The sequence below is a fragment of the Streptomyces thermospinosisporus genome (assembly GCF_039526425.1).
GTDB classification, from domain to species: Bacteria; Actinomycetota; Actinomycetes; order Streptomycetales; family Streptomycetaceae; genus Streptomyces; species Streptomyces thermocarboxydovorans.
This window is the reverse complement of record NZ_BAAAIZ010000009.1, coordinates 115,849-128,568: the sequence shown is the minus strand read 5'-3', so window position 1 is coordinate 128,568 and position 12,720 is coordinate 115,849. Positions and strand designations below refer to the sequence as shown.

At 72.2% G+C, this 12,720-nt stretch carries 12 protein-coding genes; 2 read left to right on the top strand and 10 right to left on the bottom strand.

Annotated features, from left to right (window positions below):
• Positions 1 to 337: alpha-hydroxy-acid oxidizing protein (locus tag ABD207_RS04595; RefSeq protein WP_344010222.1), on the bottom strand; the 337-nt coding region annotated here is incomplete at its 3' end.
• Between the two features lie 204 nt (positions 338 to 541).
• Positions 542 to 1,231 (bottom strand): alpha/beta fold hydrolase, encoded by a 690-nt coding sequence (locus ABD207_RS04590; protein WP_344010221.1) that lies wholly within the window; start codon positions 1,229 to 1,231, stop codon positions 542 to 544.
• 406 nt (positions 1,232 to 1,637) lie between these two features.
• Here ABD207_RS04590 and ABD207_RS04585 point away from each other — a divergent pair, with 406 nt between their 5' ends.
• Positions 1,638 to 2,072: a subtilase-type protease inhibitor gene (locus tag ABD207_RS04585; protein WP_344004748.1), complete on the top strand. Its 435-nt coding sequence runs from the start codon at positions 1,638 to 1,640 to the stop codon at positions 2,070 to 2,072.
• Between the two features lie 226 nt (positions 2,073 to 2,298).
• On the opposite strand, the gene ABD207_RS04580 is transcribed toward ABD207_RS04585, so the two are convergent.
• The 7 genes from ABD207_RS04580 to ABD207_RS04550 all read right to left on the bottom strand — a co-directional run bounded on the left by ABD207_RS04580 (position 2,299) and on the right by ABD207_RS04550 (position 10,398).
• On the bottom strand, positions 2,299 to 2,496 hold the full coding sequence (locus tag ABD207_RS04580; protein ID WP_344004750.1) for a CDGSH iron-sulfur domain-containing protein: 198 nt from the start codon (positions 2,494 to 2,496) through the stop codon (positions 2,299 to 2,301).
• Positions 2,477 to 3,163 (bottom strand): HemK2/MTQ2 family protein methyltransferase, encoded by a 687-nt coding sequence (locus ABD207_RS04575; RefSeq protein ID WP_344010219.1) that lies wholly within the window; start codon positions 3,161 to 3,163, stop codon positions 2,477 to 2,479. Before ABD207_RS04575 ends, ABD207_RS04580 begins: the two co-directional genes overlap by 20 nt.
• Entirely contained in the window at positions 3,153 to 4,160 is a 1,008-nt protein-coding gene (locus ABD207_RS04570; RefSeq protein WP_344010218.1) for an iron-containing redox enzyme family protein, read from the bottom strand. The genes ABD207_RS04575 and ABD207_RS04570 overlap by 11 nt, the downstream gene beginning before the upstream one ends.
• Positions 4,161 to 4,228: 68 nt before the next feature.
• Complete coding sequence (locus ABD207_RS04565; RefSeq protein ID WP_344010217.1) at positions 4,229 to 7,045, bottom strand: NHLP bacteriocin export ABC transporter permease/ATPase subunit; 2,817 nt, start codon at positions 7,043 to 7,045, stop codon at positions 4,229 to 4,231.
• 1 nt (position 7,046) lies between these two features.
• Positions 7,047 to 9,269, bottom strand: coding sequence for an NHLP family bacteriocin export ABC transporter peptidase/permease/ATPase subunit (locus tag ABD207_RS04560; protein ID WP_344010216.1), 2,223 nt, complete (start codon positions 9,267 to 9,269; stop codon positions 7,047 to 7,049).
• Entirely contained in the window at positions 9,266 to 10,072 is an 807-nt protein-coding gene (locus ABD207_RS04555; RefSeq protein ID WP_344004763.1) for an HlyD family efflux transporter periplasmic adaptor subunit, read from the bottom strand. Before ABD207_RS04555 ends, ABD207_RS04560 begins: the two co-directional genes overlap by 4 nt.
• Positions 10,073 to 10,185: 113 nt before the next feature.
• Positions 10,186 to 10,398: a type A2 lantipeptide gene (locus ABD207_RS04550; protein ID WP_344004765.1), complete on the bottom strand. Its 213-nt coding sequence runs from the start codon at positions 10,396 to 10,398 to the stop codon at positions 10,186 to 10,188.
• Positions 10,399 to 11,027: 629 nt separating this feature from the next.
• Between ABD207_RS04550 and ABD207_RS04545 the strand changes: the two genes are divergently transcribed.
• The gene (locus ABD207_RS04545; protein WP_344010214.1) at positions 11,028 to 12,380 is read left to right on the top strand and encodes a S1 family peptidase; all 1,353 of its coding nucleotides are present in this window, start codon (positions 11,028 to 11,030) and stop codon (positions 12,378 to 12,380) included.
• A gap of 111 nt (positions 12,381 to 12,491) precedes the next feature.
• Here ABD207_RS04545 and ABD207_RS04540 read toward each other — a convergent pair whose 3' ends face one another.
• The gene (locus ABD207_RS04540; RefSeq protein ID WP_344010213.1) at positions 12,492 to 12,719 is read right to left on the bottom strand and encodes a SpoIIE family protein phosphatase; all 228 of its coding nucleotides are present in this window, start codon (positions 12,717 to 12,719) and stop codon (positions 12,492 to 12,494) included.
• Position 12,720 lies beyond the last annotated feature (1 nt).

Here is a 12,720-nt window from a genome sequence, read left to right as displayed (position 1 = left end):
CCGTCTCGCCCTCCGGGTGCATGATCGACAGCACCCCGACGGGCGCCAGCGCCAGCGGCGCCGGGAGCGAGCGGCCCAGCACCTCGACCGACAGATCGCGCTCGTGCACGTCCCGCAGCATGCGCGGCACGATCCGGCGGCGTTCTAGGGCCGCCCGGTTGGCGCGCGCGGTGCTGCCGTCGCCGGCGCTGCCCGCGACATAGCCGACCGGACCCGGCCCGAGCCGCCGCTCCGTCAGCTCCTCCAGCCGGGTCAGATCCGTGGGCAGCCGGGGCACGGTCCCCGACATGCCGTTCAGATAGATCTCGTACTGGAAGTCCGCCCAGTGCTTGCCCATACGAGCCGACCCGCCTTTCCACGTCACACCGTCCGGCCTGCCGGCCCGACCATACCGGCGGGTACGCGGAAACGTACCTGCTCGGAGGGCACCGGATCGGGGATCGGATCGGTGCAGGGGCCCAAGCGTTCAGGATCCGTCCGCGGCGAAGCGGTCAGCACCCGTCCGCGCCCGAAGCGATCGGCACCCGTCCGCGGCGAGCGATCAGGACCCGGCCGCGGCGAGGATCCGGGCCAGCTCCCGGGGGCGGGAGAACATCGGCCAGTGGCCGGTGTTCATGCGGACCAGCTCCCAGCGGCCGCTGCGCAGCAGCTCGTTCACCGCCGGCATCGGCTCCTCGCCGTCCAGCAGGCACTTGACGTAGGTGGCGGGCAGCTCGACCAGTTTTCCTTGCAGGACGGCGGGTTCGGTGAGGCTGGCGCCAGGGTGAGGGGTGGCGCGGGACAGGAGAAGGTCGATCTGCTGGTCCGTCAGTTCCTGGCCCGCGAACTCCCCCCGGGGCAACGGCGGCCAGAAACCGCCGTGCTCCTCGATGGAGCGCCGCACCTCCTCGCTCGGCCAGCCGGACAGGAACGTCTCCCCGTCCACCGGGACATTGGCGTCGACGAACACCACCCGCCCCAGCCGGTCGCCGATCCGCTCGGCGGCCAGGCCGACCGGTATCCCGGCGTAGCTGTGCCCGACGAGCACGACATCCCGCAGGTCGAGGCGCTCCACCTCCGTCACCACGTCCTGCACATGGGTCTCCAGCCCGGCCGGGACCCCCTGCCGCTCGGCCAGTCCGGACAGCGTCAGCGGGTGGGCGTCGTGCCCGGCCGCCCGCAGCTCGGCCGTCACCTCGTCCCACGCCCACGCACCGAGCCACGCACCTGCCGCAAGCATGAATCGCGTCATGCCCGGACTCTAAGCCCCGCCACTGACAACGCCGTTCGCCCACCGCCGGCGGCGGGGCCGTTCCCGGGACTCCCGGAACCGGTCCTCGATCGCCACGAGACCGACCGATCATGAACATCGGGGCTCCGGAACCGCTCTGCGGAGGACAGAAACGGAATGTTTCAGGCCTATTAACGAACAGCTAGGTTTCGGCCATCTGGCAATTTCCCACACACCGTAGCCGTGTGATTACGCGGTCGACGCGCGTCCCTCCCGTGACTTCCCGCCACTGATTCAACACGCAAGGTTACTGAAATCCGCACGGTAGAGATGAGTTTCCGCGGCGGACTCGGCAGACTCCGGCACGCCGGTTCGGCACCGACCGAGCTCGAGCCGGCGCTTTCACACGAGCGGAAGGATGCACACAATGCGGAACACCGCGCGCTGGGCCACCACCCTCGGCCTCACGGCCGCCGCCGTCCTCGCACCCCTGGCGGGTGCCGCGTCGGCAGCCCCGGGATCCGGCCCGTCCGCGCTCTACGCCCCCTCGGCCCTGGTGCTGACCGTGGGTCACGGCGAGAACGCGATGAGCGCCACACCGGAACGCGCGGTCACCTTGACCTGTGCCCCCCGGCCCTCGGGCACCCACCCCGCCGCCGCCTCGGCCTGTGACGAGCTGCGCGGCGTGGGCGGCAACCTCAGCGCCCTGACGATGCGCCCGGGCGTCTTCTGCACCAAGCAGTACGACCCGGTCGTCGTCACCGTCGACGGCGTCTGGGAGGGCAAGCGCGTCTCCTACGAGCGCACCTTCGGCAACGCCTGCGTGATGAACGCGCACGGCTCTGCCGTCTTCGCCTTCTGAGACCGGGATCGCACGGTTCCCGTGACCGCGCGGCGGTTCGCAGATTGGGGAGTGCGAGCCCCTCGCGGAACGTGCGATCTCGCGCAAGGAGGCCGGCGGGCGGAGTGGGGCCGCCCGCCGGCCTTCGGCCCTTGCGCACCGGGCCCGAAGTGCACGCGCATGTGCACTCGGGCCCCTTTCTGCATCAGGGACCGGGACGCCGCTTGCTGCGTCGGAGCCCGACGGCTCAGCCCCGGTCCCGGTGGCTGGTGTCGCACCACGGATAGCGCCGGCTGCGGCGGCAGGTGCACAGGGCGACCCGGAAGCGGTCCGAGCGCAGGACCGTTCCGTCCTCCAGCTCCACCTCCACCGGACCCTCCACCAGCAGCGGGCCCTTGCGCTGGACGGTGACGCGACGCGGGGTGTCAGACGGGGAGTTCGGCACGGATCACCAACAGTTCCTCGGTGTTCTCGGACGCGGGCAGCAGCCCGCGCTCGCGCAGCCAGTCCGCCCTGGACCGCAGCACCGGACCGAACGCGATGCGCCGGCGCCGTGTCACCGCGGCCTTCAGACCGGCCGTGCGCAGCAGACCCACGGTGACCTCGGGCCCGCTGAGCGCCGACTGGACCAGCAGCAGCACACCGCCCGGCCGCAGCCGCTCGGGCGCCTGTACACAAAGCCGGTCGAGGATCAGGCGGCCGTCGCCGCCCGCGTCCCAGGCCCGGGCCGGGCCGCGCGGCAGCTCTCCGTCCGCGGGGGCGGGCACGTACGGGGGGTTGGCCAGGATGAGGTCGAACGTCCGGTCGGCGACCGGGGTGAACAGATTGCCGCGGCAGACGCGGACCGGGACCCGCGCCCGCCGCGAATTGAGGCGGGTCGCCCACACCGCCCGCCGGGAGACGTCGACCGCCGTGACCCGCAGCCCGCGGCGGGCGGCCGCCAGGGCGAGCGCGCCCGAACCGGTACCGACGTCGAGCACCTCTGCGCCCGCCGGGACCGGCTCGTCCGCCAGCGCGTCGGTCAGCAGCTCGGTGTCTTCCTGCGGGGCGTACACACCAGGGGGTGCCAAGAGATTCACGCACCACCGGGTACCCCGTGATTCACGGGACATGAGTGAGCTCCGGCGACAGCGGTGTACGCAGTGACGAGCGGCCCTCCCGCCAGTGGGCCAGCAGGGCCTCGCCGAGCCGGTCCTCGAGGAACTCGGTGGCGTCCACCCCGAAGGCGATGTCCCGCTCCAGATGCGGCTCGTCCTCCAGCAGACCGCCGATGACGTCGTGCCGCACGACCTGCTCGTGCACCGCGTCCGCCTCGACGTGCTCGTCGTAGAAGTGCTCGGCGGCCGGGCCGGCGCCGGTACGGCGCATCGCCTCCGCGAGCCGCCGGGAGCCCGGGGAGGAGGTGATCTCGACGGTCGCGAAATGCCCCACCAGGGCGCCGCGCAGCGCCCGGTGCAGCCCGAACAGGGACATCAGGTTCACCGTCGCCAGCAACTCCGCGCGCGCCGCGTCCAGATAGCGGCCATAGGTGGTGTCCAGGCCCAGGTCCGTCATCAGGTCCGCGAACAGCTGGGCGTGCAGCCGCTCGGCCCGGCCGCCGCCGTACTCGTCGAACTCCACCGCCGCCATCGCCGCCTTCGCCCGCCCCCGCAGCCGCGGCAGCACCCAGGCGTGCGGGTCGGCCTCCTTGAGGTGGTAGAGCGAACGCTGCGCGGCGTACTCCCGGAGCTGCCACAGCTCGCCCGTGTCCCGCAGGAAGTGACTGACGCCCGTGCCGTCCACCGGCTCCACCAGCAGCCCGGCGAGGGCCTCGTCGGCCCCCTGGTGCACGGTGGCGTCGGCGCGGAGCGCGGTGAGGAAGCGGTCCTCCAGGGCGGCCCGGGTGCGCAGCAGCTCCGGGTCCCACTCCAGATCCGGCGGCACGCCCGCGAAACCGCGGTAGTGCAGCTCGTAGCAGAGATACAGCGCGAGCTGCAGATCATCTCCGTAGGCGGGGGAGCCGGCGATGTCACCGGGCGGGGGCAGGGGACCGGTGCCGCGCAGATGGTCCAGCACGGATGCGCTGAGCGGACCGCGGGCCTCAGGCAGCTGAGGTTCATGGCTGTGCATGCATCCCCGGGTACCCCGAACGGGCCCCGCCATCCGGTCCGCACGGTCCTCCGGGGCGCGGCCGGCCGTCAGGCCATCTGGCGCCGCACCAGCTCGTGCAGGCGGCCGCCTGTGTCGGCGAGGAGCTGGGCGGGTGGGCCCTGCTGGACGACCTTGCCGTCCTCCATGACGATCACGCGGTCGGCGTCCAGCACCGTCGACAGCCGGTGCGCGATCACGATGCGGGTCGCCTGCAGCGCCTTGGTGCTCTCGATCACGGTGCGCTGGGTCTCGTTGTCCAGGGCGCTGGTCGCCTCGTCGAAGAAGATGATCCGCGGCCGGCGGATCAGCGCCTGGGCGATCATCAGCCGCTGCCGCTGGCCGCCGGAGACGGCACCGCTGCCGGAGACGATGGTGTGCAGCCCCATCGGCATCCGCTTGATGTCCTCGGCCAGCCCCGCCATCTCGGCGGCGGCCATGACCTCCTCCGGCGTGTACGGCTCGGTGCCGCAGATGACGTCCATGATCGAGCCGGTGAACGGCTGGGCGTGCTGGAGCACCACACCGCACTGCCGGCGCACCGCCGACTGGTCGAGCGCCGCCAGGTCCTGGCCGTCGTAGAGCACGCTGCCCGACAGCGGCCGGTCGAAGCCGATCAGCAGCCTGAGCAGCGTGGACTTGCCGCAGCCGCTGGGGCCGACGATCGCCACGAACTCACCGGGCCGCACCTCGAAGGACACGTCGTCCAGGACCAGCGGCCCGTCGTCGGAGTAGCGGAAGGACAGCCGCCGCGCCTCGATCGCCCCGGTCAGCGGCCCCGGCCTGGTGCTGCTCGCCCGCACCTCCGGGGTCGCCTCCAGCACCGGCTTGATCTGCTCGAACAGCGGCAGCGCGGCCACCCCGGAGACGAACGCGCCGGTCAGCTGGGTCACCGAGGTCAGCACCATCGTCACCGAGGTGTTGAAGGTGAGGAACTCCGCCGCCGTCATCGAGCCCCGGGCCGGCCCGGCCAGCAGCATGAACATCGCCAGCGTGCACAGCGGCAGATACACCGCGCTCAGCACCGCGTTCAGGTTCTTGATCCGGCCCGCCTTCTGCTGCAGCTCACGGCTGCGCGCGAACTGAGACGCCCAGGCCGCGTACGCGTAGTTCTCCGCCGCCGCCACCCGCAGCTTGGGCAGCCCGCGCAGCGTCTGGAAGGCCTGGTTGTTCAGCTTGTTGGTGAGCACCACGAGCCGCCGCTGCCAGCGCACCTGCCACAGCCCGAGCCCCAGGAACACCCCGGCGACGACGGTCAGCATGCCGAGCGCGGCCAGCGCCATCGGCACGCTGAACCACAGCAGCAGCCCCAGGTTCACCGCCCCCACGGTCACCGACTGGGTCACCGTCGGGCCCACCCCGGCGAGCAGCCGGCGGATCGCGCTGATGCCCATGGCGGCGCTCGCCAGCTCACCGGTGGACCGCTCGGTGAAGAAGCGGGTCGGCAGCCGCAGCAGCCGGTCCCAGACGGCCGGCTGCAGCGTGGCCTCCACCCGGCCCTCCAGCCGCAGCAGGGTGAGGTTCTGCAGCAGCATGAACGCCGCCGCCACCACGCTGCTGAGGATCACCGCGAGACACACCTGCACGATCAGCTCGGTCTGCGCCTTCGGCACGTACTCGCCGAGCACCTTTCCGGTGGCGACCGGCACCAGCGCGCCGAGGGCCACCGTGACCAGACCGCCGAGCACCAGCCGCGCCAGGTCGGCGCGGGTGCCCGTCAGGCAGAACCGCATCAGCCCGAGCGGGCCGAGCCTGCGCTCCGGCAGCGGCCGGTAGAACATCACCGCACGCGGTTCGAACTCCTCCGCGTTGGCCTTCTCGATCGGCGTCTCCCGGCCGGTCGACGGATGCACCGCCACATAGCCGCCGCGCCGCCACAGCAGCGCCACCGGGGCACCCGACAGGGCCCGGTGCCCCACCAGCGGGCCCACGTTCTCCCGCCACCAGCGGCCGGTCAGCCGCACGGCACGGGTCCGCAGCCGGGAGGCCACCGCGATGCGCTCCACCGGGTCAAGACGGCTGTCCCCGGCGGCCGCCTGCGCGGCGTCCGCGAGCGTGATGCCCGCCGCCCGCGCCACCAGCCTGCACGCCGCGTACGTGGCGTCCGCGTCGGCCGCCGTGGTGCGCTGCGCGGACCGCTTGCCGATCGCGGCGAGCAGCGTCCGGTCGGCCTGGGCCCGTACCGCCTCACCGGCCCTGATGCCCTCCGCGGTGCGCGTCTCGTGGGTGTGCTCCAGCTGCTCGATCCAGCGGTCCAGGGTGGTCATCAGCCGGTACTGCTGATCCACCATGGACTGCCACAGAGCGGGGTCCATCAGCAGATCGGCCGCCGCCTCGGCCCCGTACAGCGAGCCGTACTGCACGCTGCCGGGCGGCACCTGCATCCAGAAGACCTCGTCGTCGGCGGGCGCCGACCCCCGCTCGCTCGCCATCGGCGCCTGGAACAGCACCGCCAGACTGCGGCCGACGCCCAGTGCGAGGGCGTACTCCAGCGGGCTCGTCGTCGGCGGCACGTACTGCGGGTTGCCGTACTCGTCGTAGGACCAGGTGGCGGTGTCCGCCGGCTGGTACAGCTCGCGCAGGTTGATGCGGTGCACCACGCAGTCCCGCAGCGGGCGGGCCACCAGCGTGTGCCGGGGGCCGGGCGGCGGGCCCAGCAGCAGCGACCCCGCCTCCAGCCGGCCCAGGTGGTGCCAGTGCCCCTGCTGCCCGGCGTCCACCGCGAACAGGTCCACCGCGCCGGAGACGACGAGCCACAGCACCTGCGGCCCCTCCAGGTCGAGGCGGCTCGACCCGGCGCAGTCGATGCGCGCGCCCAGTTGGCCCAGCGCGTCGAGGACGAGGTCCCCCTGGTGTGCCGAGGTCATCTCATCGCTCCCTGACCAGCGCCGCGTACGCGCCGCCGCGCGCCACCAGCTCCGCGTGCCGTCCGCGCTCCACGACCGTGCCGTGGTCCAGGACGACGATCTCGTCGCTGTCGCGGACCGTGCTCAGCCGGTGCGCGATCACCACGCAGGCGCAGCCGCGGCGGCGCAGGTTGTCCATCACCACCTGCTCGGTCTCGGCGTCCAGCGCGCTGGTCACCTCGTCGAGGACCAGGATGCTGGGCCGCCGCACCAGGGCGCGGGCGATCTCCAGGCGCTGGCGCTGCCCGCCGGAGAAGTTCCGCCCGTCCTGCTCGACCGGGCTGTATATGCCGCCCGGACGCCGCATGATCACGTCGTACAGCGCGGCGTCCTTCAGCGCCTCGACGACCGCCTCGTCCGGGATCGACGGGTCCCACAGCGCCACGTTGTCGCGGACCGTCCCCTCGAACAGGAACACGTCCTGGTCGACGAAGGACACCGACGCCGCGAGCGCGCCGCGCGGGATGTCCTCGATGCGCCGCCCGTCGATCCGGATGACGCCCTCCCACGGCGTGTACAGGCCCGAGATCAGCCGGGACACCGTGGACTTGCCGCTGCCGGAGCCGCCGACCAGCGCCACCTGCTGCCCCGGGCCCACCGTCAGGTCGAAGCCGGACAGCAGGGGCTTGTCCAGCGGGTTGTAGCCGAAGGTGATGTTCTGCAGCTCGACATGCCCGTGCAGGCGGCGGGTCGACTCCCCGGCACCGGGACGGCCGTAGAGCGGGTCGGCGCGGAAGTTCTCCACGTCCTTCAGCCGGGCCACGTCGGCGGCGAAGTCCTGGATGCGGCCCACCACACCGTTCAGCCGGGTCAGCGGGGCGGTGAACCGGGTCACCAGCGCCTGGAAGGCGACCAGCAGACCCACCGAGATGTGCCCCTCGACCGCCCGCATGCCGCCGATCCACAGGATCAGCGCGCTGTTGAGCGTGGCCAGCGTCGGAGCCACCACGCCGAGCCAGGCGCTCGGCACCCCGAGCCGCTGCTGCTCCTCCAGCGTGGTCGCGTGCTGCCCCGCCCACTTGCGGAAGTAGCCGTCCTCGCCGCCGGTCGCCTTCATCGTCTCGATCAGCTGCAGACCGGAGTACGCGGTGTTGGTCAGCCGCGCGGTGTCCGCGCGCAGCTTCGCCGTACGGGTCGCGCGCAGCCGCACCACCACCCGCATCGCCACCAGGTTCAGCAGCGCCACGCCCACGCCGACGAACGTCAGCTGCGGGTCGTAGGTGTAGAGCAGCACCGCGTAGAGCACGACCACCACCGCGTCCACGCCGGCCGCCGACAGATCGCGGGCCAGCGTCTCGGCCACCGCGTCGTTGGACTGCAGCCGCTGCACCAGGTCGGCGGGGCTGCGCTGGGAGAAGAACGTCACCGGCAGCCGCAGCAGATGCCGCAGGAAGCGGGCGCTGGACAGGGTGGAGGAGATGATCCGGCCGTGCAGCAGATTGGCCTGCTGCAGCCAGGTCAGCACCAGCGTCAGCAGCACGCAGGCGCCCATCGACAGGAACAGCACGTCCAGTGTCGACGTCTGCCGGCCGATCAGGAAGTCGTCGATGAAGGTGCGGCTGAGCCCCGGCACCGCCGCGCCCACCGCCACCAGCAGCAGGCTGGCGAGCACCACCGCCGGCATGGTGCCCGCGGTGCCGCGCAGCCGGGCCGGCATGGCGCCGAGCACGCCCGGCTTGCGGCCGCCCTTCTTGAAGTCCTTTCCGGGCTCCATGACCAGCACGACGCCGGTGAAGCTGCCGTCGAAGTCCTCCAGGGACACGAAACGGCGCCCCTTGCCGGGGTCGTTGATGTAGACGCCGCGCCGGCCGAAGCGGCGGCCCATGCCGTCGTAGACGACGTAGTGGTTGAACTCCCAGAACAGGATGGCCGGTCCCTGCACCTCGGCGAGGGCGGCCGTGTCCATCTGCATGCCCTTGGCGGTCAGGCCGTAACTGCGGGCCGCCTTCAGCAGATTGCTGGCGCGCGAGCCGTCGCGGGAGACACCGCAGGCGATGCGCAGCTCCTCCAGCGGGACGTGGCGGCCGTAGTGGCCGAGCACCATGGCGAGCGAGGCGGCGCCGCACTCGACGGCCTCCATCTGCAGCACGGTGGGCGTACGGACGGTGCGCGCACGGGACTTGGGCACGCTGCGGCGGGGCGGGGCGGCGCGGCGTCTGCCGCGGGTCTGCTCTGCGGTGCTCATGGCAGCAGCCAGTCGACGGGACGCCGGTCGGCCAGCCGGATCGAGCCGGTGGCCAGGGTCATCGAGGTGAGCTTGAACGGCGGGCCGTCCGCGGACGACCACTCGTAGCCGCTCTTCGTGCCGGACGACTTCTCCAGCTCCACCGTGACGGCCACGGGCCTGCCCTTCCTGGTGAACTCCTCGCCCAGCTGGCTGTCGCCGAGGAACGCGGCGATCTGCTGTGGCGACTGCGCCGAGCGGTCCACGGACTTCACCTCGCCGTGCAGCACGCCGTACTCCTGGCTGGGCACCGACTGCACGGTGAGGTCGACGGAGGCGTGCGCGGGGATGCCTGCGGCGTTCTCCGCGGGGACGTACACGGTGGCGTAGAGGGGGTCCTTGGCGTGGGCGACCTTCTCCACGGCCGCGACATTGGCGCCGGTGCGGATGATCTGCCCGACGCTGGCGGCGAGCGCGGTGATCCGGCCCGCGTCCAGGGTGCGCACCACGCTCTCGCCCTGCCGGGTGCGGACCTTCAGCACCGGCGAGTTCGCCGGCAGGCGTTCGCCCTGCCGCGCGAGGACCGCGGTGACCTGGCCGTCGACGGGGCTCTGCAGGAGGTAACTGCCCTGCCCGTGCGTGAGGATGGCGGGCGCGCTGACCGTGGACGACACCGATCCGGTGAGCGCCCACACCGAGGCGGCGGCCATCGCGATCACGGTCACGGACAGCACCAGCCACCCCTGCGGGCGGGCCAGCCGCACCGGGAGGTCCAGCTCCTCCGGTGACTGGAGCTTGGCGAGGGCCTGTTGGCGGAACTGCACGGGTCTTCCCTCACCTGCGGGACTGGGGCGACGTGACGAGGACGGGTGACGGCACCGCTGAGTCCCGGAGCGGCCGGTCGGCGGCTCCGGGACTCAGTTGGCACAAGGCGCGATCAGAGACCGGCGACCAGGTTGGTGACCGGGGCGGTGTTCAGGCCGGTGACACCCTCGACGGTGCCGACGACCGTGTCCACCGCGGCGGAGACCGGGGCGACGCTGTCCACGGCGCTCGTGAGGGTGTTCACGGCGTTGACGGACAGGCCGCCGGAAACGGCGTCGAGCTCGGCGTCGGAGATCTCGGCGGTCTCGAACGGGGTGGAGTTCATGGTGGAACTTCCCTTCGTATGGATATTTCACAAGGGGGAGCGGCCCCCTCTGGGGACAGCGAAGGCCGCCACCGCGCGGGCGCTCGAGCGCCCGTCGCCGGGAGCCCGGAACGGCCTTGCGGTGCGATGGATCAAAGCACGCTCCGGGCGGGCGCTTCCAATCAACCAAGGCCCTCACCTGGGAATTTGCGGCGCTGAAGAGCCCAAGCGTGCAGACGGGTGCACGGCTCGGTGGCGACTTCTTCACATGCCCCATCACTTCGCCGCATCCAGTCACTTGCGCCCCGCCCGGCAGAACCCGACACACCGGCCCCAAAGGCGTGAGTGGGGCCGCCGTCTTGTGAACGGTTCCGCGCAAGAGTGACCGCCTTGGACAGTCAGTGTGCAGATTCCCTGAAGCCAGGATTCCGCTCTCTGATCGCCACCGATCGCAATCGAATGGTCGCTGAGCGTATCGATCACGGCCGGCGCACGCCGGCCGGCCGTGGCCGGTTCCGTGCCCGAATTCCGGAGATCCGCACAGGGATTTGAACACCCCTCACGGCTCATGCGTACCAACTGCCGTCCAGGCGCCGCGAAAGGCCGCCACCCGGCGGCACGACTCCCGTCCCCCCAGGAGGTCGAGAAGTTTGAGTCACAAGCGAATCCCCAAGCGCAAGGCCGCGATAGCGGCAGGCAGCGTGGTGGCGCTCGGCGCCGCCGCCATCCTGCTGCCGAACGCCAACGCGTCCCAGGACGGCTCGTCGAACGACGCGGCGCCCAGGACCCTGAAGGCGGGCGACGCCTCGGACCTCGCCTCGAAACTCTCCGAGATGCTCGGGGACGCCTTCGCCGGTTCGTACTACGACAGCGCCAAGAAGCAGCTCGTCGTCAACGTCGTCCCGGGCGACAACAACAACGTGGTGGTGCAGGCGAAGCGGGCGGGTGCGGTCGTCCGCGAGGTCGACAACAGCATGCAGGAGCTGGATGCCGGGGCGAAGACCCTCAAGGCCAGGGCCACCATCCCCGGCACCTCGTGGGCCGTCGACCCGCGCACCAACAAGATCCTGGTCACCGCCGACCGCACGGTCACCGGCGAGAAGTGGGACCAGCTCGAGTCCACCGTGAAGAGCCTCGGCTCCGGCATGGCGACCATCAAGAAGTCCTCCGGCACCTTCAAGCCGTTCGTGTCCGGCGGCGACGCCATCTTCGCCGGCGGCGCGCGCTGCTCCCTCGGCTTCAACGTCACCGCGAGCGACGGCTCCCCCGCGTTCCTGACGGCGGGTCACTGCACCCTCGGCGGCAACGAGTGGTCGGACCAGCAGGGCGGCCAGCCGATCGCGACCGTCGACCAGTCGGTCTTCCCCGGCGAGGGCGACTTCGCGCTCGTCAAGTACAACGACCCGGCGACCCAGGCGCCCAGCGAGGTCAACGTGGGCGGCCAGACCGTGGCCATCAACCAGGCCGCCGAGGCCGCCGTCGGCCAGCAGGTGTTCCGGATGGGCAGCACCACCGGACTCTCCGACGGCCAGGTCCTCGGTCTGAACGCCACGGTGAACTACCCCGAGGGCACGGTCACCGGCCTCATCCAGACCAACGTCTGCGCCGAGCCCGGCGACAGCGGCGGCTCGCTGTTCACCCAGGACGGCCTCGCCATCGGCCTCACCTCGGGCGGCAGCGGCGACTGCACCCAGGGCGGCGAGACCTTCTTCCAGCCGGTCACCACGGCGCTCGCCGCGACGGGCGCGACCCTCGGCGAGGGCGGCCAGGCGGGCGGCGGCGAGGCCGGCGCCGGTGAGCAGGGCGCGGGCCAGGAGGCCGGCAACGGCCAGGGCGCGGGCAACGGCCAGGGCGCGGAAAACGGCCAGGGCGCAGGAAATGGGCAGGGCGCCGGCAACGGGCAGGGCGCCGCGAACGGCCAGGGCGCCGAGAACGGGCAGGGCGCCGGCAACAGCCAGCAGCAGACGGAGGACCGCTCCGGCCTGACCGGCACCGACGACTGACCCACCGACCGCTCCCGCGCCGACCGCCCGGCCGGGAGCCTGAAACCGGCCCGGTCCACCGCACCCCCACAGCGGCGGACCGGGCCGGCTCCGTGCCGCCCGCGGCCGGTGTCAGTCCTCCGGCAGCGCCCGCAGCAGCAGCAGCGCGATGTCGTCCAGACGTTCCTCGGTGCCGGACGCATGCCGGACCAGCGCGTCGGCCAGGTCGTCCAGGGGCCGGTCGCCCAGCTCGGTCAGCCGGTGACGCAGTTCGGTCAGCGCCTCCTCGAAGTCCGTGCCCGGGGACTCGACCAGACCGTCGGTGTACAGCACGAGCAGCGAACCGGGGGAGAGGACCACC